Here is a 21,715-nt window from a genome sequence, read left to right on the forward strand (position 1 = left end):
TCAGCGGGGGAGCGGCAGCAATTCGACGCGGTCGCCGTCCACCGCTCCCGGTGGCACCACGGCGATCGCGCTGCGCCCGATGAGGCCGGCGAGATGCGCGGTACGAATCGTGTTGTCACACAACCATCGTCCCTGCACGTCCTGGCGGGCGGGGAGCAACCGCGTGATGTCGCCGACGACCTCCGAGGCGTTCGCCAGCGGAGCGGTCACAGGAGTCGCCGGGGTGCGGAGGGTGCGGCCGTCGACGATCGCAGGCAGCAGCACCAGCAGCGTCGACACCGCCGCCACCGGATTCCCGGGCAGTCCCAGCACGGCACGGCCGTCCGGCAGCGTCGCCGCGACCTGTGATCCGCCGGGCTTGCACCGCACCCGTTCGACGACCACCTGCGCGCCGGCCCGCGCCAGCGCACCGCGCAACTGATCGGCGGCGCCACCGCCCGTCGCGCCCACGATGACGATCGCATCGGCATCGGTGCCCGTGAACAACGCATCGAATCCGTCGGCGGTGTCGCGGAGATGCCCTTCACCGACCACCGTGGCGCCGCACCAGCGGACGAAGTCCGGGAGTACCGGACCCAGCGAGTCGCGCGTCTGCCCCTCGCGCAGAGGGCCGGTGCGTCGGATCTCGTCGCCGGTGAGCACTATATGCACCCGTAGAGGACCTCGCACCCGGAGTTCGGTGACCTCACCGCTGGCGGCCGCGGAGGCGACCGCCGGGCTCACGGCGGTGCCGGCCTCGGCGAGGACCGTCCCCGACTCCCAGTCCTCCCCGCGGCGCCGCGCGTCGTCGCGCACGGGCGCATCGGGCAGGCGACTGACGAGACCGCCTTCCATGCGGACGAACTCGTCGCGCACGACGGCGGTCGCGCCGCCCGGCAGGTGGGCGCCCGTCGCAATCCGGGCCGCTTCCCCGTCGCCGAGCGTGAGCGAGCCTCCGTCGCCCGCGTAGCGGATCTCGTTGCGCAACAACCACGGTCCGTCGCCCGCCACCGCGTAACCGTCCATCGCCGAGGTGCGGACGCGAGGCAACGCCTCCACCGCGACGAGCGGAGCCGCCAATGTGGCGCCCCGCGCCTCCTCGACCGGAACGGTGCGGGAAGGCAACGGCGACAACGCTTCCCGTAGGATTCTCCGCGCCCGGTCCGGATCGGCGGCCACACGGGCGGTCGCGGATCCGGCGCGCGCCGCCTCCAGATCGGCAGGGGTGTCGCAGTCGGTCGCCTCGGACACCGAGACGGTGACGTACCGCTCGGGCAACAACGCCTTCATGGGCCGGTTCGCGACGTCTCCACCGAGAGAGTCCAGACGCGCGGCCAGCGCCGGTGTCCGCCACGCGGCGAGCAGGAACTGCACCCGGCCGGTGTCGTCCACCGCGAAGGCGGCCTCGGCCGTCGCATCCTCGTTCAGGGCCTCCAGCAGGGCAGCAACCGTCGTCGGTGTGACGAACGGAAGGTCGGCGGCGAGAGTGACCACGAGATCGGCGACCGGATCCGCCGCTGCCAGCGCCGCGACCGGACCCGCGCCGGGCGGTGTCTCCTGGATCTGCAGCACGTGGAGGTCGAGATCGTCGCGGTGCGGACCCACCACCGTCACCCGCGCGCACCCCTCGACCGCGCCCAGGGCGGTGTCGAGCATCCTGCGGCCGCCGACGGTCAGAGCGGGCTTGTCGACGCCTCCCATGCGGGTCGCGCGGCCTCCCGCGACGATCACGGCTTCGACGTGGGTGAGCGTGCTCATGTCTTCATGCTGCCTCATCCGCCGCGCTCGTGATCGTCTGTACTCGCCGTGTCCGGCACCGATCGCACTGCCGTGTCCGGCACCGATCGCACTGCCGTGTCCGGCACCGATCGCACTGCCGTGTCGCGGATAGACTGGCGGGTATGTTCTTCGGCTGGCGGAACGGCGCGGCGGTGTTCGTCGTCCTCATGTCCTGGCTCGTCGCCGCGGTCGTTCCGGTCACCGCGGTCTCCACCGGCGACACCGCCGGACTGCTCCTCGGCCTGCTGGTGGTGGTCGTCGCAGCACTCGCGTTCGTCGCCGCCGCGGAGGATCCGCTGTTCGCCTTCGGTCGCAGCATCCGGGGCCCGACCTCCGAGGAACGACGTCTGCGCGGCGGGTTCCGCCGCCACTCCCACCCCGACACCGCCGGACGGCCACGTCCGCGCTCACCCGGTTCCGTCCTCGCCCTCGACACTCCGTCCGACGAGGAACACCGGGAGATTTTCCATGTTCGATCCCTATCCACACGGCACACCCGCCGTGTCCGTCCGCAACGCCCACCGCTCGTTCGGTGACCTGACCGTCTTCACCGGGGTGAACGTCGACGTCGCCCCCGGCCGATGTTGCGCCGTGATCGGCGCGAACGGCACCGGCAAGTCCACCCTGCTCGGATGCGTCGTCGGCGTCGACCGACTCGACGAGGGCGTTGTCGAGATCCACGGCGTCCCCGTCGACGAGAGCTCGCCGACGCTGCGACGGCAGGTCGCCGCAGTCCTCGGCGACGTGGCGACATTCGCGCATCTCACCGCGCACGAACACCTGCAACTCGTCGCCACCGGTCACGGCGTGACCGACCCGTTCGACGCGGCGACACAGGTCCTCGAGACGGTCGGTCTCGCCGCGTCGGCCGATCGACTGCCGCTGACCTTCTCGAGCGGGCAACGCCGCCGGCTCGCGCTGGCCTCCGCGCTGGTACGGCCCCGGCGGTTGCTCGTCCTCGACGAACCCGAACAGCATCTCGACGACGCCGGTCGCCGGTGGCTGGCGTCCACACTGGAAGCCGAGAAGCGCGCGGGCGGCACCGTGCTGATGGTCTCGCACGATGTCGCGCTGGTGGACGCGGTCGCCGACCAGGTGGTGGAGGCGGACCGATGGAGCTGACCGGAACCGTCCCCGGCGCGCGCGACCTCCGCGCGCTCCGTCACGCCTTCGAGCGCCGGCGCGCGCCGCTGGTGGATCGTCCGGCCCTCGCTGTGCTGGTCGTCCTCGGCTTGTATGTCGGCGGGGGACTGGCGTGGTGGTTGTTCTCCCTTCCGGCGACGACCTTCGCGTGCGGGGACCCGATCGTGCGCGATTCGGGGTGCACCTCGGCGTGGGGATGGGCCGTCGTCGCGATCGCGGTCGCTGCGGGGACGGCGTCCACCCGGGCCGCAGGTCCGGTGACGTGCGGTACCGAGACGGAGTTCTGGCTGCTGTCCACACCGGTGGATCGCGGTGCGGCACTCCGCCCGAGAGTCGCGGCGCTCCTGATCTGCGGTGCAATCGCGGGTGCTCTCGCGGGACGGTTCGCGACGTTCGTGACCACCCCGGAGGGGCGCGTCGCGTTCACATGTCTCGCTGCCGCTCTCGGTGTCGGTGCCGTCGCCCTTCCGATGCTCGTGCAGTGCCGGGTACTCGTGCCCGCGGTCGTGCGGGTCGTGGTCGGGCTGTGCCTCGTCGCCGTTCCGGGCGTGGTGACGGTCGCCGCCGTCGGCGTCGCGGTGCCACCGCCGGGACCGTTGTTCGTGGTGGGGGCGGGGATCGCCGTTGCGGCACCGGCGGTCTCGGCGTTGCGTCGATGCGACAGGATCGCTGCACCGGAGTGGAGGGTGGGATCGGACACCGCGGTCGGTGTGTCGGCGTCGTTCACGGCACTCGATCCTTCGCTGCTGACAGGCGTGGTCGAACGGAAGGCCTGGTTGCGCATCGGATCCCGCCGCTCGCGGGCCCTGCCGCGCCGCCGGATCGCGGCACTCGTCCGTTCCGATCTGCTCCGCCATGTCCGTAGGCCCACACCCGTGCTCGTCGCGTGCGTGGCGCTGCTCGGCGTCGTGGTGCTGATGTCGGTCGTATCGCCGCCCGCCGCTGTCGTGGTGCAGCTCGTCGCCGTCTTCACCGTGGCGACGATCTTCGGTGCGGGTCTGCGCGACGTGAGCCGCGATCCCGATTTCGCCGTCCTGCTCGGTACGAGCGACACGTATCTGCGTCGCGCACTCTCGGCCGTCCCGGGGTCGGCCGCGGTCGTCGCCGGTGCCGTGACGGGATTCGCCGGGAGTGCGTCGGTGGCGAGCGTCGTGATCGTCATCGTCGGTGGGTGCGCGGCCGCCTATCGGATGCGCACGCGACCTCCGATCGGGTACGACGGTCTGATCCTCGAGACGGCCGTCGGGCAGATTCCGGTCGATCTGCTCCGGCAGTGGGCGCGGGGACCGGACCTACTCGTCGTCTGCGCGTGGCTCGCCGCCGTGCTCGCCTGAGCCCGGCGGGAACCGGTGTCGAGCACGGGTGAGATCGATCCGGTCGCCGGAGATCGGGACGCCCTCGAGTTCGAGACGCGCGAGTTGCCGGCGCGCGAGGTGCGAGGCCGGTCGCCCGGACGCCGGGACCACGCGGTGCCACGGCAGGTCGGCGGAATCGGTCCGCATGATCCATCCGACGGTGCGTGCACTCGACAGGCCCGCGGCACCGGCGATGTCGCCGTAGGTCGCGACCCGGCCTGCGGGCACGGAGGCCACGAGTTCGCGGACCCGCTCGATCTGCTCGTCCGTGGTGACCACCGGCTACACCATCCGGGCCACGAGTTCGGCGGTCTCGGCGGGACGCGCCTGGTCGATCATGTGGTCGCAGTCGAATTCGAGCAGGGTCAGGTCGTCGCCGAGTCGTTCCGCCAGGTCGCGACGGAAATTTGACGTGGTGTACGGGGGTTGCACCTTCCCGGCCTGCACGAAGATCGTCGGGATACCGGCCGGCGGCAGGACGGGTCCGCGGGCCAGCTCGCCCCACGAGGTCACCAGCGCAGGTACGCAGATCCGCCAGTTGACACGCCCCGAGTCGAGTTCGACGAGGTGCTCGGCGATCTCCTCGTCGAGCAACTCGGGGGCCACCTCGCCCCAGTCGCCGTGGACCTTCTCGGCCCGCGCCTCCGCCTCGTCCGTGTAGTCGGGGTTGTGGAGGGTGAGGTCGGCGATCTCGAGCATCCGGTCGGCCGGGAGGCCGATCGCCGGATCGAGGAGTACCAGCGCCCGCACCCTGTCGGGCACCGCGGCGGCGAGATGCAGCGCGAGGGCACCACCGAAGGAGTGGCCCACCACGGTGACGGGACCGGTGGTGTGTGCGTCCAGCACGGCCTTCAGGTCGGCGATGTGCGCCTCGCACGACCACGGGGGAGTCCACGGCGACCGGCCGTGACCCCGGAGGTCCGGAGCGACGAACCGCAGGTGGGGCAGGTGTCGTTCGGCGAGGTTCCGCCAGCGTCGGCCGTGACCGGTGAGTCCGTGCAGGGCGAGGACCTCCGGTCCGTCGACGGGGCCGAACAGATGGGTGTGCAGAAGATCCGTGGCACTCACGCCGACCACTATCCCAGTCGTGGCTCCGCGGTGTGCCCCGGACGCTGTCGTACCCGTCTGGTGGGATGGGGTCATGCTCGACGTCGATACCGGCATCCCCGACCTGCACCCACTACGGGCGCAGGTCACCGACCTGCCCGCCACCGTCTCGCGCATGTCCGAACCGCAGATCCCCGATCGCGTCCGCCGCCCGGCCGCGCGCCTCGTGCGCAGGTCCGCCGAGGCGCCGGTGGCCCGCGAGTGGCCCGACGACGTGCGCGTGCTGTTCGACGACGCCCCGCCCTCCCTCCGCTGGCGGCCGTGGCAGGTCCTCGGCGGTCCCGGCACGGGCAAGACGTCCCTGCTGGTCGACCTCGCGGTCCACCGCATCGCCTCCGGCGCCGATCCCGAGTCGGTGCTCATCCTCACGCATTCGCGGCGGGCCGCCACCGCCGTGCGCGAGGCGATCACGGCCGGTCTGATCGCGCTCGGCGACGGCGCAGTGCCCCGCGCCACACGCGAGCCGCTCGTCCGTACCGTCCACTCCTACGCCTTCGCGGTGCTGCGGTTGCAGGCCTCGGCGCACGGCAATCCGCCGCCCCGTCTGATCACCGGCGCCGAACAGGACGCCGTGCTGCGCGAACTGCTGCGCGGCGACATCGACGACGGCGCCGGGATGTGGCCCGAGCGGTTGCGTCCGGCACTGGGCATGACGGGCTTCGCCGTCGAACTGCGCGACCTGATGTTGCGCGCCAACGAGCGCGGTCTCGGCCCGGAAGATCTGGTCGCGCTCGGGGAGCGCCGCAATCGGCCCGAATGGGTCGCGGCCGGGCGTTTCGCGGAGCGCTACGAGCAGGTGATGCTGCTTCGCGGTGCCGTCGGTCTCGAAGCTCCGGAGGCCACCGCTCCGGCACTCGACGCGGCCGAACTCGTCGGCGCGGCGCTCGCGGCGTTCGCGACCGATCCCGATCTGCTGGCCGCCGAGCGCGGCCGCATCCGCCACCTGCTCGTCGACGACGCCCAGCATCTCGATCCGCAGGCCGCCGACCTGGTCCGCGTGATCGGTACCGGCACCCGCACGAGCACGATCGCCGGCGACCCCGATCAGGCCGTCTTCGGCTTCCGCGGCGCCGACACCTCCTTCCTCGAGAGCCTCGGCGAGGCCGACGGATCGCGCCGCATCGTGTTGGGTGTCAACCATCGCGCCGCTCCCGAGGTGGCGTCCCTCGCCGACGGGATCACCCGCAGACTGCCGGGCCTGCCGCCGCACCGGGGTATGGCCGGGCACCGCGTCGAGGAGGGCGATCCGGGGCAGGTCCGCGTGGCGGTGTGCTCGTCGCAGGCCAAGGAGGCGGCACTGGTCGCCGACACCCTGCGCCGGTCCCATCTCGTCGACGGTGTGCCGTGGTCGCGCATGGCGATCGTTGTCCGGTCCGTGCCGCGGGTACTCGCGCCGCTGCGTCGCGCGCTGCTCGCGGCGGGCGTCCCGATGACGACCGCCGCCTCCGAACTCCCGCTGGCCCGCCAGCACAGCGTCGCGGGACTGCTGCTCGTGCTGCGCGCGGTATCCGACAGTGGCTTCGGCGGGGACGAAGCACTTGCCCTGCTGTCCGGGCCCATCGGCGGTGCCGAACCGGTCGCGCTGCGGAGACTGCGGCGTGGTCTGCGGCGGGTCGAGCTAGCATCGGGCAACGACCGCGACTCCGCCGAACTGCTGCGCATCCTGCTCACCGAGGGCGACGACACCGCCGGGAACTCGCATCTGATCCGCGGGCTGACCGACGTCGAGGCGGCACCGCTGAGGAAGGTGCTCGGTGTGCTGCGCAAGGCCCGCTCGGCGGCGCTGCGCGGGGGCGGTCTCGAGGACGTGCTGTGGGAGGCATGGCAGGCCACCGGACTCGAACGGCGATGGGCCGCCGCGTCGGCCTGGGGTGGGCCGATCGGGGCGCAGGCCGACCGCGATCTCGACGGCGTCGTGGCTCTGTTCGACGCCGCCGCCGACTACGTCGACCGTCTGCCCCGCGCACACATCGCCGGGTTCGTCGACTATCTCACCGAGCAGGAGATCCCTGCGACGGCTCGCACCCGTGTCGCCGCCGAATCCGAAGCGGTCACGGTCGTCAGCGCGCACTCCGCCGCCGGTCGCGAATGGGACGTCGTGGTGGTCGCCGGTGTCCAGGAAGGGCTGTGGCCGAGCCTGCGCGCCCGCGGCACCCTGCTCGGCATCGAGGCCCTGATCGACGCGGTCTCCGGTGCCGACGGCGGCGACGAGGCCGGTGCGCGGCTCTCCCGCACCGCACCGCTGCTCGCCGAGGAGCGGCGCCTGTTCCTGGTGGCGTGCAGTCGCGCCCGCACCCACCTTCTGGTGACCGCCGTCGATTCGGTGAGCGGCGACAGCGAACTGGTCCGGTCCCGTTTCGTCGACGAACTGCGCGGTGTCGGCACCGACGACCTCGACGCGCCCGACGACCTCCTGGCCGAACCGGCGCCCGACGAGGTCCGCACCCGCGTGCTGGCCCTGCCCGCCCTCGTCGCCGAACTGCGCAGCGTGGTCTGCGATCCCGAGATCGCCGAGACCGAACCCGAACGACAGCAGCGAGCCGCCCAGCAACTCGCGCGGCTCGCGCGCGCCGGGGTGCGCGGCGCCCACCCCGACGACTGGTACGGCACGGCCGATCCCAGCACCGCCGACCCGCTGTGGGGTCCCGACGACGCGGTGCGATTGTCGCCGTCCACGGTCGAACAGCTCACGACGTGTCCGCTGCGGTGGATGTTCGAGCGCCACGGCGGTTCCGACGGCGAGAACAGCCATGCCGTCACCGGCACGCTGGTACATACCCTCGTCCAGGCGCTCGCCGGGCGGATCCCTCCCGACCGCATCGACCAGGCCCTCGAGAAGGCATGGGACTCGGTCGATCTGGGTGCCGAATGGTATGCCCGCCGCGAGCTCGAACGCACCCGCCGCATGCTCGACACCTTCTCGACGTGGCTGCAGGGCACACGCGGAGAGCTCACCGAGATCGGCGTCGAGATCAAGGTCGACGGCATCCTCGAACCCGATTCCGACGACAAGCCCCGCGTGCGGCTCCGTGGTCGCATCGACCGGCTCGAACGCGACGCCGAGGGCCGCCCGGTCGTCATCGACGTCAAGACCGCGAAGAACCCCGTGTCGAAGGACGCCGCGCGCGATCATGCCCAGCTCGCCGCCTACCAGGTGGCCGCGGCGGCCGGCGCGATCGAGGGCGAACCGGCATCGGAGCCCGGTGGCGCGCGCCTGGTCTTCGTGGCGAAGCCGCACAACAAGGAAGGCGCGACGCAGCGCGTGCAACCGCCCCTCGACGAGGACGGTCTCGCGCAGTGGCGGGAGATCATCCACGACGCGGGGGCCGCGACCCGCGGCCCCCGCTTCATTGCGAGGGTCAACGACGGGTGCCGCCACTGCCCGGTGCTGTCGAGCTGCCCGGCACACGACGAAGGCAGACAGGTGACAGGGGAATGAGCGCACCACGGGTGAGCGCGAAGCGCCTGGCGGAGGCACTGGGACAGTTACCGCCGACGACCGAGCAGGCCGCCGTCATCGAGGCCCCGCCCGGCCCGATGCTGGTCGTCGCCGGGGCCGGTGCCGGCAAGACCGAGACGATGGCCGCGCGGGTGGTGTGGCTCGTCGCCAACGGTCTCGTCGAACCCGAGCAGGTGCTGGGCCTGACCTTCACGCGTAAGGCCGCGCAGCAGCTCACGGCCCGCATCCGGGCGCGCCTGGCCAAGCTCGCCGGATCGGCGCTCCTGCGCGACCTCGATCCGAGCGGCGGGTTGCGCGCACGGATCCTCGGCAGCGAACCCGAGGTGAGCACATACCACGCATACGCCGGTCGCCTGCTCACCGAGCACGGTCTGCTGCTGCCCATCGAACCGTCGGCGACGCTGCTGTCCGAGACCGAGCTGTGGCAGGTCGCGCACCGCGTGGTCAGCTCGTGGGACGGCGAACTCGACACCGACCGCAATCCCGCATCGGTGACCGAGGCCGTTCTCGCCCTGTCCGGCCAGCTCTCCGAGCACCTCGTCGAGCCGGATCTGCTGCGCGACGCCCACGTCGAACTCGAACAGCTGGTGCACACCCTCCCGCCCGGCCCGGGGCAGCGCGGAGCACCGTCGAAGACGCTGCTCGGCTACCTCGAAACCCAGCACGCGCGGTTGCAGTTGCTTCCGCTCGTCGAACGGCTGTCCGAGACACTGCGCCGCGAAGGTGCTCTCGACTTCGGGAGCCAGATGTCGCTCGCCGCGCGGGTCGCCCGCGATCACCGCGAGGTGGGAGCCGGGGAGCGGGAACGATTCCGGGCTGTGCTGCTCGACGAGTACCAGGACACCGGGCACGCCCAGCGCGTGTTGCTCGCCGCCCTGTTCGGCGGTGGCGCCGATCCCGGTCTCGCGGTCACCGCGGTCGGCGATCCCATGCAGTCCATCTACGGCTGGCGCGGCGCGTCGGCCGCCAACCTGCCGCGGTTCGCGACCGACTTCCCGGCGGCCGACGGCGAGCCGGCACCCACCCGCGAACTGCTCACCAGCTGGCGCAATCCGCCGCAGGCCCTCGAACTGGCGAACGTCTCGTCCGAACCTCTGCGCGATCGCGGGGTGTCGGTCAGCCGGTTGCGTCCCCGCCCCGACGCGGCCGCCGGCGACGTCCGCCTCGCGTTGCACTCCGACGTCGCGGTGGAACGCGACTGGGTCGCCGACCGGATCGCCGACGAGTACGCCGCCGCCCGCGAGGCCGGACGCACACCGCCGACCGCTGCGGTCCTCGTCCGACGCAACGCCGACGCCGCTCCGATCGCCGAGGCGCTGCGCGCCCGCGACCTTCCGGTCGAGGTCGTCGGCATCGGCGGGTTGCTGCACACGCCCGAAGTCGCCGACGTGCTCGCGATGCTGCGCCTGGCGGCGGATCCGCTGGCCGGGAGCGCAGCTGTGCGGGTGCTCACCGGCGCCCGCTGGCAGCTCGGTGCCGCCGACCTGAAGGCACTGTGGGAGCGCGCCCAGGAACTGGCCATCGCGGGACGCTGGGGTGTCGCCGGTGCGGTGACCGATCCCGACGCGCTCGAGGACGCCCTCGATTCGGCGCTGCCCGGTGAATATGCCGACCAGGCCGGTCTCGCTGATGCGATCTCCGATCCCGGCGACAGCAGCCGCTATTCGAAGTTCGGCTACGCGCGCATCGTCGCGCTCGGTCGCGAATTGACCTCCCTGCGCGAGCGGCTCGGCCAGCCGCTCACCGAACTCGTCGCCGAGGTCGAGCGTGTGCTCGGTATCGGCATCGAGACCGAGGCCCGCGTGGGCCGCCGACGCGGTGTCGCCGGCCGCGAGCATCTCGACGCCTTCGCCTCGGTCGTCGCGTCCTACGCGGGGCGGACCAACGCGACCCTGCCCGGTTTGCTGTCCTATCTCGCGGCGGCGGAGGAGATCGAGCAGGGGCTCGCGCCCGGTGAGGTGGAAGTCGACCCCGACCGCGTGCAGGTTCTCACCGTCCACTCCGCGAAAGGCCTCGAATGGGAGGTCGTCGCCGTCCCACATGTCGCTGCCGGGGTCTTCCCATCCTCCACCGCCGCCGCGACCTGGCTCGGTTCGACGACCGAACTTCCCCCGCACTTGCGGGGCGACCGGGTGCTGCCCGCCGACGATCCGGGCAGCACCGACGGTGTGCCCGTGCTCGAGCTCGACGACCTCTCCGATCGCAAGATGCTCGAGCGGGCCATCGACTCCCACAAGGACGCGCTCAAGCGCCGCAAGCTCGACGAGGACCGTCGGCTGTTCTACGTCGCTCTCACCCGCACCGAACGAACACTGTTCGTCTCCGCCCACCACTGGGCAGACACCGGATCCGAACCGAAGGGACCCTCGCCGTTCCTCGAGGAACTGCACGAGATCGTCACGGCCCGGCCCGAACTCGGTGCGATCGACCACTGGGCTCCGGAACCCGAACCGGAGGAGGAGAACCCGCTCACGGCCTCACCGCGCAGCGCACTGTGGCCGCGCGACCCGCTCGGTGCCCGGCGCACCGAGGTCGAACGCGGCGCGGCACTGGTCCTCGCCGAGTTCGACCGGACCGACCTCCCGACCGAATACGACGACGATCCCGACGAGTGGGCCACCGACGTCGATGCGCTCCTGGCCGAACGCGAACAGCGCGCCGAGCAGAGCGCCGAGGTGGTGCTGCCCGCACAGCTGTCAGTCAGCCAACTCGTCGATCTCGCCACCGATCCCGACGCCCTCGCCGCGCGTCTGCGTCGTCCGTTGCCGTTCCGGCCCAATCCGCTCGCGCGTCGCGGCACCGCCTTCCACGCGTGGCTCGAGCGCAGATTCGGCGCGACGCGCCTGCTCGACCTCGACGAGCTTCCCGGTGCCGACGACGAGGACGGCGACGATTCGCACTTCGACCGGCTCCAGGAGGCATTCCTGCGGTCGAAGTGGGCGTCGCGCAACCCCGTCGAGGTCGAGGTGCCGTTCGAAACGGCCCTGGGCGGCACCGTGATCCGCGGACGTATCGACGCCGTCTTCGAGGATCCGGACGGCGGTTGGACGGTCATCGACTGGAAGACCGGCGCCGAACCGGAAGGCGAGAAGCTCGCCGCGGTGGGTGTGCAGCTCGCCGCCTACCGGCTCGCCTGGGCCCAGTTGATGGCAGCGCGGACCGAGCGGCTCACCGGCCGACCGGCCGAACTGCCGCTGCACAAGGTCCGAGCGGCCTTCCACTACGTCCGCACCGGACGCACCGTCGCGCCCGAGGAACTGCCGAATGCGGCGATGCTCGAACGCCTCGTGCTCGAGGCGGGGAATCTGCGAGGGCGTGCCGACGGCGAGTGACGCAACCTCAGGGGCGCTGCCCAATACCGGTGGCCACTTCGTGTGCCCGGCGTCCGGCAGTATCGGGTGCAAGGGGAGCGGTGGGCATCCCGGCTCCCTCCCGCAGTCCCGACAGGAATTCCTCGAGGATCTCGGGCGGCGAATACTGCGGTTCCCAGCCCAGTTCTGTGCGGGCGCGCGTGCTGTCGAGCAATGGAAGTTGCAGCACGGTATCGAGCAGGCCGGGGGAGGCCGGAACGAGATGCGCGTGCCAGGCCGCCCGCACGGCCTTGCGGAGTGCTGCACGCGGTACGTGGATCTTCCTGGCGGAGAACATCTCTGCCAGGAACGCGCCGTCCACGGGCGGTTCCGTGGCGAGGTTGAACGCGCCGCGGACGGGTCGGACGGTCGCACGGACGAAGGCGTCGGCCACGTCGCTCGTGTGCAGTACCTGGGCACGCAGATCCTCGACCAGCGGCATCACGGGGAGCAGTCCGCTGCGCAGCAGGTTTCCCGGGAGCAGGGGGCCGACGAACAGGCGTCGCTGTGAGGTCGCCGATTCGCGCTTGAAGAGGAAGTAGGGCCGCATCCGTACGATGCGCATCTCCGGCGCCCGCAGTTCGAGGGTGTCGAGAAAACGTTCCAGATACGACTTCTCGCGGGGATAGGCGGCACCCGGCCACCCGTGCGTGGGCCAGTCCTCGGTGACGCGATCCGTCGAGCGTCCGGGCGAATAGGCCGCGACCGACGACGAGTAGATCAGCGCGGGAACCTTCTCCGCGGCAGCCGCCTCGAAGACAGAGATCGCGCCGAGCACATTGTTCTCCCAGGTCACCTCCGGGCGGTGCGTGGGTTGGAACAGCCAGGACAGGTGGATCACCGCGTCCGCGCCCCGCACGATGGGGCGGAAGTCGTCGGTGGTGGTGTCGGCGACCGTGAAGGTCGCCTTGGGGGACGTCCATTCTGTCGGTCGTCGCGCGACGCCGACGATCTCGGCGACGTCGGGTTCGCGTCCGAGCGCCTCGACGATCCCGGTTCCCAGATTTCCGGTCGCGCCGACGACGACCACCTTCAGACCACGTGCGGTGTCCATACCGACGCATACCCGCTCGCTGTGACCTCACTCACCGCGTGTGGTCAGCTCAGCGGGAGGATGTGCGGCGGACCTTCAGTGCCTCGGTGACGAGCGGGACCTGCAGCGGGAGCCGGGCGAGCGACACCGCCTTGGCGGCGGGGGAGAGCTTCGGGCTGCGCAGCCACGTCACGGCCATCTGCACGTTGGCGGGGAAGACCGCCAGGAACAGCGCCGCGGCCAGGGAACCGCCGAGGCGCCGGGTGCGGGGCACGGCGAGCGCGCCGGCGACGGCGATCTCCGCGACCCCCGAGGCGTAGGTGTAGGTGCGGGCATCACCCGGCAGGGCGCGGGGCACCATGCCGTCGAACGGTTCCGGTCGCACGAAGTGCAGGACCCCCACGCCGAGAAGTAGACCTGCCAGCCGGATCGCAGAGCGCTGCGACGCTTTCGTGGACATGCGTGCCACACTAGCGCGCGGCGGTACGCTGCGATCCGGTATCGGGCGCAGTTCGTTCGGTACCGCGACGACCGAGGGTGGCCACCAGTGGAGGCCGACAGCAGGAAGGTGGGACACCGCGATGCCCGGGAGGTTGCGTGCGCGGTTCAGCCGCTCCGATCAGCTCACCGAGCGCCCCGACTTCGCGCTCGTCGGTGTGCTGCGCGTACCCCAGGAACAGACGAGTCCCGGACTCGCGATCGCGCGTCGCATCGGCTACGCGTTCGCGGCGCTGTTCCTCGCGGTCGTCGTGGTCTACCTCGATCGCGATGGCTACCGCGACGCCCAGGGCGACGAACTGTCGCTGCTGGACTGCGTCTACTACGCCACGGTCTCGCTCTCGACCACCGGCTACGGCGACATCACCCCGTTCACACCCGAAGCGCGCCTGATCAACATCTTGCTGATCACCCCGCTCCGGGTGTTCTTCCTCATCGTGCTCGTCGGTACCACTCTGTCGGCACTGACCGAGAGTTCCCGGCAAGCATTCAAGATCCAGCGTTGGAGGCGCCGCGTGCGTAATCACACCGTCGTCATCGGTTACGGCACCAAGGGCCGTACCGCAGTCGACGCGATGCTCGGCGACGGGGTACCCCCGTCCGAGATCGTCGTGGTCGACACCGATCCGGTGGTTCTCGAGTCCGCGGCCGGCCAGGGCCTCGTGACGGTCCAGGGTTCGGCGACGAAGTCCGATGTGCTCCGGCTCGCCGGGGTGCAGCACGCGTCGGCGGTGATCGTCGCCGCGAACCGCGACGACACCGCGGTGCTCGTGACCCTCAGCGCCCGCGAGATCGCCCCGCGCGCGAAGATCGTCGCCGCCATCCGCGAGTCGGAGAACACCCACCTGCTGCGTCAGTCCGGTGCCGACTCGGTGGTCATCTCGTCGGAGACGGCGGGGCGACTGCTCGGCATCGCCACGACCACGCCGAACGTTGTCGAGATGATCGAGGACCTGCTCACCCCGGAAGCCGGGTTCGCCATCACCGAACGCGATGTCGACCCCAGCGAGGTCGGGGGATCCCCGCGGCATCTCAAGGACATCGTGCTCGCCGTCGTCCGCGACGGGCGGATGTGGCGGATCGGTTCGCCCGAGGTCGACGCGCTCGAAGCGAACGACAAACTGCTCTACATCCGGCTGGTGGGTTCGTCGCCGGGCGCCATGCGTGGCTAGGGTGCTGATGTGACCGGTTTCGCTCTGTCGGGTACCCCGCTGCTCTCACGTACCGTCGTCGACCGGGCGGAGGAACTGCGTTCGGACGAGGACGCCCTGCGCGCCGGCTGGGCCGGTGCGAAACTCCTGCGGGTCGATCGTCGCAACCAGGTCCGTGTCTCCGACAACGCGCTCGTGCTCGGTGAGGCGTCCGAACTCGGTCCCGAACCGGTCGAGGGCGCGATCTTCCTGGGTATCCGCGACGGACACCACGTCTGGGCGTCTCGCGTCCTGGCGCAGACGGGCACGGTGGCCGATCTGCGGCGCATCGGCGAGCGTCTCGACGATGCCGACGCCGATCTGATGGTCAGCGCGGTCGCGTTGCTGAACTGGCACGACAACGCCGGCTACAGCGCGGTCGACGGCTCGCCCACCCGTCCGACGATGTCCGGCTGGTCGCGGATCAGCACCGAGACCGGACACCAGGAGTTCCCTCGCACCGACCCGGCGATCATCTGCCTCGTACACGACGGACACGACCGGGTGCTGCTCGCCCGGCAACCGGTGTGGCCCGAGCGGCGCTTCTCCGTTCTCGCAGGCTTCGTCGAAGCCGGTGAGTCGCTCGAATCGTGCGTGGTGCGGGAGATCCGTGAAGAGGTCGGTGTCGAGGTGCGCGACGTGCGGTATCTCGGCAGTCAGCCCTGGCCGTTCCCTCGATCGCTCATGCTCGGATTCGCGGCGATCGCCGATCCCGAGCAGGCGCTGGACTTCCGCGACGGGGAGATCACCGAGGCGCGGTGGTTCACTCGTGACGAGGTCCGTGCGGCGCTGGCGACTGGCGACTGGGCGTCCGCCGAGGACGCCCCGCTGTTGTTGCCCGGTTCGATCTCCATTGCGCGCGGGATGCTCGAGGGCTGGGCCAAGGAGTAGCAGGCCGTGCGGTAGAGGCACTGCGGTAGAGGGCACTGCGGTAGAGGGCACAGGATCGAGTCGGGCCCGGACACGGGGGAGGCCGGCCGCGACGAACGCGACCGGCCTTACCGGAAGAGCGGGAGCTACAGACCCAGAGCGCGCTGGACCTCGGCGAGCGACGGGTTGGTCGCGGTGCTGCCGTCGGCGAACTTGACGGTGGGCACCACGTGGTTGCCGTTGTTGACGCTGCCGACGAACTCCGCGGCGGCCGGATCCGACTCGATGTCGATCTCGGCGTATGGGATGCCGTTCTGGTCGAGCTGGGTCTTCAGCCGCCTGCAGTAACCGCACCAGGTGGTGGAGTAGACGGTGAGGGCGGGTGCGTCGGTGGGCGTCATGTCTTCGAGAACATCACAGCCGCCGAACATGTTCCGCGACGGGGTGAGCTGTGGTCCTCACCACACCGGGTGATCTCACCGGTGGGCTGCGCTGTCGGCGGTCGCTGTCATGATGGAGGCCATGTGTGCGGATGTGGTGGACGGTCTCGACCCCGAGCAGGCAGCAGCGGTGCTCGCCCCACGCGGGCCGGTCTGCGTGCTCGCCGGCGCCGGTACCGGCAAGACCCGCACGATCACCCGCCGCATCGCCCATCTCGTCTCGGCCGGTCACGTCTCCGCGAGCCAAGTCCTCGCCGTCACCTTCACCGCCCGCGCGGCAGGGGAGATGCGTTCCCGCCTACGCGCCCTGGGCATCGGTGGCGACGGTACGCAGGTGCAGGCCCGCACCTTCCACGCCGCTGCGCTGCGGCAGCTGCGGTACTTCTGGCCGCAGGTGGTCGGCGACACACCCTGGCAACTGCTCGATCGCAAGTTCGCGGCGGTCTCGCAGGCGGCGCACCGGTGCGGCTTCCCGACCGACACCGACACCGTGCGCGACCTGCTGTCCGAGATCGAATGGTCCAAGGGCACGCTCGTCGCGCCCGAGGACTATCCCGCCGCGGCCGCCCGCGCCCACCGCACCCCACCGGCCGATCCCGAGCGGGTCGCGCGTGTCTACGAGACGTACGAGCAGCTCAAGACCCGGTCGGGCGACGGGATGTATCTCGACTTCGACGACCTGCTGCTGCACACCGCCGCGGCCCTCGAGGACAACCTCGCGGTGGCCGAGGAGTTCCGCGACCGCTACCGCTGCTTCGTCGTCGACGAGTACCAGGACGTCACGCCGCTGCAGCAGCGCGTGCTCGACGCGTGGCTCGGCGCGCGCGACGACCTCACGGTGGTCGGCGACGCCAACCAGACCATCTACTCGTTCACGGGCGCCACCCCGAAGCACCTGCTCGACTTCTCCCGCCGGTTCCCCGACGCCACGGTCGTGCGCCTCGAACGCGACTACCGCTCCACGCCGGAGGTGGTCGACCTCGCCAACCGCGTGATCGGTGCGGCGCGGGGCCGCATCGCCGGCACCCGGCTCGAGCTCATCGGTCAGCGTCCGTCCGGGCCGGAGCCCACCTTCGCCGAGTTCGACGACGAACCCGCCGAAGCGCAGGCGGTCGCCAAGGCCGTCGCGAAGCTGATGGGCAAGGGGGTCCCGGCGGCCGAGATCGCGGTGCTCTACCGCATCAACGCCCAGTCCGAGGCCTACGAGCAGGCGTTCACGCAGGCGGGTATCCCGTACCAGGTGCGCGGCGGTGAAGGTTTCTTCAACCGCGCGGAGGTCCGGCAGGCGGTCAACGCCCTGCGTCAGGTGGGTACGCGCGACGACCTGCCGGAGGATGCCGGTCGCGGTGCCGGGCTGCGCAGCCTCGTCCGGGCCACCTTGGTGCCGCTGGGCCTGACCGACACCGAACCGGTGGGTGCGCAGGCACGCGAGCGCTGGGCGTCGCTCGTCGCGCTCGTGCAGCTCACCGAGGAACTGCTCGAGCACGAACCCGATCTCGATCTGCAGGGTCTGTTGCGCGATCTCGCGGCCCGTGCCGAGGCGCGCCAGCCACCGACGGTCCAGGGCGTCACCCTCGCGTCGCTGCATGCGGCGAAGGGCCTCGAATGGGACGCCGTCTTCCTCGTCGGACTCACCGACGGCACCCTGCCGATCACTCATGTCACCGGCGACAAGGACACACCGCCCGACGAGGCCGGCATCGAGGAGGAACGGCGGCTGCTCTATGTCGGTGTCACCCGAGCCCGTGTGCACCTGCAACTGTCGTGGGCGTTGTCCCGCACGGCGGGCGGACGTCGGTCGCGGCGACGCTCTCGATTCCTTCACGGGCTCATCCCCGACAGTTCACCCGCGTCGAAGATCGCCGAACCGTCCTCCCCGCGGAAGAAGCGCCCGCAATGCCGCGTCTGTGGCAAGCCGCTCATGGGCACCACCTCGACCATGCTCGGCCGCTGCGAGGGTTGCCCATCCGATCTCGACGAGAATCTGCTGGTCGCGCTCAAGGAATGGCGCCGGGAGCGTTCGAAGGAGATGAAGGTTCCGGCCTACGTCGTCTTCAGCGACAACACCCTCGTCGCGATCGCCGAACAGCAGCCGCGCGACGATCGTGCGCTGGTCGCCATCCCGGGGATCGGGGCGAAGAAGCTCGAGCAGTACGGTGCCGACGTGCTCGCCCTCGTGCGGGGGGAGCGCACCGTCGACACCCTCGACCTCTGACGACTACCCGACCGTGTTCATTCGGCGCACAGGCAGAAGTAGTGCCCGGCCGGTCGCGGAACACCCGGAAGGTGCTTTTGTTCGAGCCGTCGTCGGCGCGCAACGCATCGAGCCCGAGGACGAGGCGTTCGGCCTCGTCGAGGTCGGGCAGGAGTCTCGTGGTCGCGAGGGACATGCCCTCCGACTTTGGTGCGGGGACGAAGAACGCGGCACGAAACCGCAGGTAGAAAATAACTTGTGCCGATCGTGCTCACGAATCTAGTCTGGATGACGATGTCACGGGAGACGGTCCGTGCGCGACGAGAAAGTGAGGTGGCCCCGATGCTCGGTTTCGATGCTTTTGCAGCGGCAGCGGCCCCTCGTGTCGCTGGGGCCGCCGCTACCACTCGCACCGCCACATCTGTGGCACCCGCAGTGGCAGCCGCGCCGCGTGCACGCCGACGTGTGCACGCCGCCGCCGTCTCGTCCGTGGTCGGAAGTCGATCGGGAACTGTTTTCCGGTAGACCTTTCGTCTCCTCCAGGCCACGGACCCCGCCCCGCGGACCGTGGCCTTTCTCGTTCTCCGGCCGGGTTCGCATCGCATTCCACCGAACCAACGAAGGAGCTCACGTGCCGAGCGAATACCCGTCGAGCCTGCCGAACCGAACGGAAGGAGACGAGATGCGTTGTACTGACATCCTGTCGCGCAGCGACACTTTCGCGGTCTCCCGCAACGACCGCGACCGCGACACCCTGCCGTGCCACGACAACGACCCCGACCTCTGGTTCGCTGAGACCCCGGCCGATCTCGAGTACGCCAAGACGCTGTGTGCGGGCTGCCCGGTGCGTGCCCAGTGTCTCGACGCCGCTCTCGAGCGGGAGGAACCCTGGGGCGTGTGGGGCGGGGAGATCATCGACCGTGGTGTGGTCGTGGCCCGCAAGCGGCCGCGGGGCCGGCCGCGGAAGAATCCGCTGCCCGAACCCCGCAAGGAACTGGTCTGTGCGTGAATACGGTTGCCCGGCTTTGTCACTCCTCGACGAAGCCGGGTAGCCATTCACTGAGGATGCGCATGTACGGTGCCTCGGCGTCGAGCTGAGCGCAGATGCCGACCGAGCCGAGCAGCACCCGGAACACACTCACGTACTCGGGCGGAAGATTCAGCGTCCGAGCCGTCTTGAAGGTCGAACTCGAGAAGTCCGTGGCCGTGCCCGCCACCCGCTGCAGCCATGTGCGGGTGAAGTGGAACGACTCGGTGTGGATCGGGTCGGTGAACGGCCGGAGGTAGTCGGCGATCTCCTCGTCGGTGACCGTGCGGCCGGGCAGGACGAACTTGTTGTCGTAGAGCAGTCGGGTGAGTTCGTCGAAACGTTCCTCGAGGGCGAGTCGGACCATCCGTCCGAGCACCGGCGGGAAGCCGTCGGGCATCGACGCCGTGGCCCCGAAGTCGATGACTCCGAGACGGCCGTTGTCGAGAAGCATGAAATTGCCCGGATGCGGGTCGCTGTGGAGCAGACCGGCGCGCGCGGGCGAACAGAAGTGGAACTCCGCGAGCAGCGCACCGGCCCGGTTGCGCTGCTCCCGCGTGCCACCGCTGATGATCACAGACAGCGGAGTGGCCGAAAGCCATTCGGTCACGACGACTTTCGGGGCGCTCGCGACGACACGCGGGATCACGAACTTCTCGTCGCCGGCGAAGGCCTTCGCGAAGGCTCGCTGGTTGTCGGCCTCGATCCGGTAGTCGAGCTCTTCCTCGGTGCGTGCGGACAACTCGTCGAGCAGCGCACGCACATCGGCACCCGGCATCATCGTGGCGAACAATCCGGCGAACCGGGACAGCGTGCGCATGTCGGCGCGCAGAGCCTCGTCGGCGCCCGGGTACTGGACCTTCACCGCGACCTCGCGTCCGTCCGACCACACGGCCCGGTGCACCTGGCCGATACTGGCCGACGCGACGGGCACGTCGTCGAACGACTCGAAGCGCTCACGCCACTTCGTGCCGAGTTGCTGGTCGAGCACGCGGTGCACGGCTTGGGCGGGCAGTGGAGGGGCCTCCGCCTGCAGTTTGGTGAGCGCCTCCCGATACGGCTCGGCGAACTCCTCCGGGACGGCGGCTTCCATCACGCTCAGGGCCTGGCCGAACTTCATGGCGCCGCCCTTGAGTTCGCCCAACACACTGAACAACTGTTCGGCGGCCTTCGCCGTCATCTCGGCGTCGATCTCCTCCCGATCTCCACCGGCGAGTCGACGGCCGAAACCGACAGCGGCGCGCCCGGCGATTCCCAGAGGAATGCTCGCGAGCTTGGCAGTGCGGGACGAGCTTCTGCGAGGGATGTCTGGCACGCCCCCCATCATGCCTGACCGACCCGAGCGATGGCCGAGCAGTCGCACCGGGGGTGACGGAACCATCGGCGCGTGACGATGCGGTGGGTTCGCAGGTCCAGTTCGAGTGTGCGGTCGACCGCCGGGGTCACGGACGGATCTGCGGAGAGGAACGCTTCGATCTGGCCGACGGCCATCGCCGCGGTCGCCGACGTCACCGCCCTGCCGGCGTGGCCCTGCCGCCCGTACAGCTGACTCGCCAGTCGCGGCCAGGACGGATCGAGATCGGCCCGCACGAGATCGGCGCAGCGCAGACAACTGCTCCGGCCGGGGAGTACGAACGGGCCGACGATGCCGCGTCCGTCCCTGATCCGCACCGCGAGATGGGGGATACCGGCCCGCACGAGCATGTTCACGAGATGGGGGTCGGGCACCTGCCCGTCGGCGAGGACGACACAGTCGGCCGGGTCCTGCAGTTCGTCACCGGACGACGAGCGTACCCACCGCACATCCCATACCGGGAGATCCTCGACGATCGCCGAAGCGAGCGGACCCGAGCCGTGGACCCGCACCCGCCGCGGTCGCGCCGGACCGGGCGACGCGGGGACCTGCCGGACCGCACCCGTCGCGGTGAGCTCATCGAGCACCTGCCGGACCCGTCCGGACGGAAGCCCGCGCTCGGCTGCGACGTCCAGCACCTCGTCGAGGGTGAGCCGGCCGTCGAGCAGTCGGACGAGAACGCCGAGGTCGAAGCTGTCCATGCCCTGGGGTGGCAGGACGACGGTCGCGGTGCCGGGACCCCAGCCGAGCTGGAGCGAGCCGTCGGACCGCTCGAGCACGGCCAGTTCCGGATCGACCCGGAGAACCGCAGCCTCGGCCGGCGCGGGATTCGTGGTCGTTTCGCGCGATGCGGTGATCATGGAGACAGACTGACAGTATCCGCGCCCGTGGACGGCTCACGAGGAGCAGTTTGTCCACAGGCGCGGGTGCCTCTAT

The 21,715-nt window shown here is 70.6% G+C and carries 17 protein-coding genes; 9 read left to right on the forward strand and 8 right to left on the reverse strand.

Features of this window, described 5'->3' with window-relative positions; all coding sequences use genetic code 11:
• A complete protein-coding gene (locus NVV99_RS16235; protein ID WP_024101477.1) occupies nucleotides 1–1,737 on the reverse strand; it encodes an NTP transferase domain-containing protein in 1,737 nt (578 codons plus the stop codon).
• Between the two features lie 143 nt (nucleotides 1,738–1,880).
• On the opposite strand from NVV99_RS16235, the gene NVV99_RS16240 reads away from it, so the two are divergent.
• The 3 genes from NVV99_RS16240 to NVV99_RS16250 are packed head-to-tail and all read left to right on the forward strand — an operon-like array spanning nucleotide 1,881 to nucleotide 4,235.
• The gene (locus NVV99_RS16240) at nucleotides 1,881–2,294 is read left to right on the forward strand and encodes a DUF6412 domain-containing protein (protein ID WP_024101476.1); all 414 of its coding nucleotides are present in this window, start codon (nucleotides 1,881–1,883) and stop codon (nucleotides 2,292–2,294) included.
• Entirely contained in the window at nucleotides 2,227–2,880 is a 654-nt protein-coding gene (locus NVV99_RS16245) for an ABC transporter ATP-binding protein (RefSeq protein ID WP_006550256.1), read from the forward strand. Before NVV99_RS16240 ends, NVV99_RS16245 begins: the two co-directional genes overlap by 68 nt.
• Nucleotides 2,871–4,235: a DUF6297 family protein gene (locus tag NVV99_RS16250; RefSeq protein WP_024101474.1), complete on the forward strand. Its 1,365-nt coding sequence runs from the start codon at nucleotides 2,871–2,873 to the stop codon at nucleotides 4,233–4,235. Before NVV99_RS16245 ends, NVV99_RS16250 begins: the two co-directional genes overlap by 10 nt.
• Here NVV99_RS16250 and NVV99_RS16255 read toward each other — a convergent pair.
• Together NVV99_RS16255 and NVV99_RS16260 are read right to left on the reverse strand one after the other, a co-directional pair.
• Entirely contained in the window at nucleotides 4,194–4,535 is a 342-nt protein-coding gene (locus NVV99_RS16255; RefSeq protein ID WP_006550258.1) for an MGMT family protein, read from the reverse strand. The genes NVV99_RS16250 and NVV99_RS16255 overlap by 42 nt on opposite strands.
• Before the next feature lie 3 nt (nucleotides 4,536–4,538).
• Nucleotides 4,539–5,333 carry an alpha/beta fold hydrolase gene (locus tag NVV99_RS16260; RefSeq protein ID WP_019288472.1) on the reverse strand — a complete coding sequence of 265 codons (795 nt, stop codon included), beginning with the start codon at nucleotides 5,331–5,333 and terminating at the stop codon, nucleotides 4,539–4,541.
• Nucleotides 5,334–5,478: 145 nt separating this feature from the next.
• On the opposite strand from NVV99_RS16260, the gene NVV99_RS16265 reads away from it, so the two are divergent.
• Nucleotides 5,479–8,802 carry an ATP-dependent DNA helicase gene (locus NVV99_RS16265; RefSeq protein ID WP_024101473.1) on the forward strand — a complete coding sequence of 1,108 codons (3,324 nt, stop codon included), beginning with the start codon at nucleotides 5,479–5,481 and terminating at the stop codon, nucleotides 8,800–8,802.
• Nucleotides 8,799–12,155 carry an ATP-dependent helicase gene (locus NVV99_RS16270; RefSeq protein ID WP_041803408.1) on the forward strand — a complete coding sequence of 1,119 codons (3,357 nt, stop codon included), beginning with the start codon at nucleotides 8,799–8,801 and terminating at the stop codon, nucleotides 12,153–12,155. The genes NVV99_RS16265 and NVV99_RS16270 overlap by 4 nt, the downstream gene beginning before the upstream one ends.
• 7 nt (nucleotides 12,156–12,162) lie before the next feature.
• On the opposite strand, the gene NVV99_RS16275 is transcribed toward NVV99_RS16270, so the two are convergent.
• Together NVV99_RS16275 and NVV99_RS16280 are read right to left on the reverse strand one after the other, a co-directional pair.
• Nucleotides 12,163–13,227 carry an NAD-dependent epimerase/dehydratase family protein gene (locus NVV99_RS16275; RefSeq protein ID WP_024101471.1) on the reverse strand — a complete coding sequence of 355 codons (1,065 nt, stop codon included), beginning with the start codon at nucleotides 13,225–13,227 and terminating at the stop codon, nucleotides 12,163–12,165.
• A gap of 49 nt (nucleotides 13,228–13,276) precedes the next feature.
• Nucleotides 13,277–13,666 (reverse strand): membrane protein, encoded by a 390-nt coding sequence (locus NVV99_RS16280; RefSeq protein WP_033097208.1) that lies wholly within the window; start codon nucleotides 13,664–13,666, stop codon nucleotides 13,277–13,279.
• 121 nt (nucleotides 13,667–13,787) lie between these two features.
• On the opposite strand from NVV99_RS16280, the gene NVV99_RS16285 reads away from it, so the two are divergent.
• Nucleotides 13,788–14,876 carry a TrkA family potassium uptake protein gene (locus NVV99_RS16285; protein WP_006550264.1) on the forward strand — a complete coding sequence of 363 codons (1,089 nt, stop codon included), beginning with the start codon at nucleotides 13,788–13,790 and terminating at the stop codon, nucleotides 14,874–14,876.
• A 9-nt stretch (nucleotides 14,877–14,885) separates the two neighbouring features.
• A complete protein-coding gene (nudC, locus tag NVV99_RS16290) occupies nucleotides 14,886–15,785 on the forward strand; it encodes an NAD(+) diphosphatase (protein ID WP_006550265.1) in 900 nt (299 codons plus the stop codon).
• A gap of 125 nt (nucleotides 15,786–15,910) precedes the next feature.
• On the opposite strand, the gene NVV99_RS16295 is transcribed toward nudC, so the two are convergent.
• Nucleotides 15,911–16,165 (reverse strand): mycoredoxin, encoded by a 255-nt coding sequence (locus NVV99_RS16295; RefSeq protein WP_024101470.1) that lies wholly within the window; start codon nucleotides 16,163–16,165, stop codon nucleotides 15,911–15,913.
• Nucleotides 16,166–16,286: 121 nt separating this feature from the next.
• On the opposite strand from NVV99_RS16295, the gene NVV99_RS16300 reads away from it, so the two are divergent.
• Entirely contained in the window at nucleotides 16,287–18,419 is a 2,133-nt protein-coding gene (locus tag NVV99_RS16300; protein ID WP_085989292.1) for an ATP-dependent DNA helicase UvrD2, read from the forward strand.
• Between the two features lie 661 nt (nucleotides 18,420–19,080).
• Nucleotides 19,081–19,407 (forward strand): WhiB family transcriptional regulator, encoded by a 327-nt coding sequence (locus tag NVV99_RS16305; protein WP_228044579.1) that lies wholly within the window; start codon nucleotides 19,081–19,083, stop codon nucleotides 19,405–19,407.
• A gap of 19 nt (nucleotides 19,408–19,426) precedes the next feature.
• On the opposite strand, the gene NVV99_RS16310 is transcribed toward NVV99_RS16305, so the two are convergent.
• Entirely contained in the window at nucleotides 19,427–20,752 is a 1,326-nt protein-coding gene (locus NVV99_RS16310) for an AarF/ABC1/UbiB kinase family protein (RefSeq protein ID WP_041803765.1), read from the reverse strand.
• On the reverse strand, nucleotides 20,749–21,639 hold the full coding sequence (locus NVV99_RS16315) for a hypothetical protein (protein WP_006550270.1): 891 nt from the start codon (nucleotides 21,637–21,639) through the stop codon (nucleotides 20,749–20,751). The genes NVV99_RS16310 and NVV99_RS16315 overlap by 4 nt, the downstream gene beginning before the upstream one ends.
• Nucleotides 21,640–21,715 lie beyond the last annotated feature (76 nt).

The sequence above is a fragment of the Rhodococcus sp. PAE-6 genome, from assembly GCF_025290685.1.
GTDB lineage: Bacteria > Actinomycetota > Actinomycetes > Mycobacteriales > Mycobacteriaceae > Rhodococcus > Rhodococcus pyridinivorans.

Bases quoted from the DNA above. Each gene is read 5' to 3' on its own strand.
- NVV99_RS16235 (WP_024101477.1), bottom strand. From the start codon at position 1,737: ATGAGCACGCTCACCCACGTCGAAGCCGTGATCGTCGCGGGAGGCCGC.
- NVV99_RS16240 (WP_024101476.1), top strand. From the start codon at position 1,881: ATGTTCTTCGGCTGGCGGAACGGCGCGGCGGTGTTCGTCGTCCTCATG.
- NVV99_RS16245 (WP_006550256.1), top strand. From the start codon at position 2,227: ATGTTCGATCCCTATCCACACGGCACACCCGCCGTGTCCGTCCGCAAC.
- NVV99_RS16250 (WP_024101474.1), top strand. From the start codon at position 2,871: ATGGAGCTGACCGGAACCGTCCCCGGCGCGCGCGACCTCCGCGCGCTC.
- NVV99_RS16265 (WP_024101473.1), top strand. From the start codon at position 5,479: ATGTCCGAACCGCAGATCCCCGATCGCGTCCGCCGCCCGGCCGCGCGC.
- NVV99_RS16270 (WP_041803408.1), top strand. From the start codon at position 8,799: ATGAGCGCACCACGGGTGAGCGCGAAGCGCCTGGCGGAGGCACTGGGA.
- NVV99_RS16275 (WP_024101471.1), bottom strand. From the start codon at position 13,227: ATGGACACCGCACGTGGTCTGAAGGTGGTCGTCGTCGGCGCGACCGGA.
- NVV99_RS16280 (WP_033097208.1), bottom strand. From the start codon at position 13,666: ATGTCCACGAAAGCGTCGCAGCGCTCTGCGATCCGGCTGGCAGGTCTA.
- NVV99_RS16285 (WP_006550264.1), top strand. From the start codon at position 13,788: ATGCCCGGGAGGTTGCGTGCGCGGTTCAGCCGCTCCGATCAGCTCACC.
- NVV99_RS16295 (WP_024101470.1), bottom strand. From the start codon at position 16,165: ATGACGCCCACCGACGCACCCGCCCTCACCGTCTACTCCACCACCTGG.
- NVV99_RS16300 (WP_085989292.1), top strand. From the start codon at position 16,287: ATGTGTGCGGATGTGGTGGACGGTCTCGACCCCGAGCAGGCAGCAGCG.
- NVV99_RS16305 (WP_228044579.1), top strand. From the start codon at position 19,081: ATGCGTTGTACTGACATCCTGTCGCGCAGCGACACTTTCGCGGTCTCC.
- NVV99_RS16310 (WP_041803765.1), bottom strand. From the start codon at position 20,752: ATGATGGGGGGCGTGCCAGACATCCCTCGCAGAAGCTCGTCCCGCACT.
- NVV99_RS16315 (WP_006550270.1), bottom strand. From the start codon at position 21,639: ATGATCACCGCATCGCGCGAAACGACCACGAATCCCGCGCCGGCCGAG.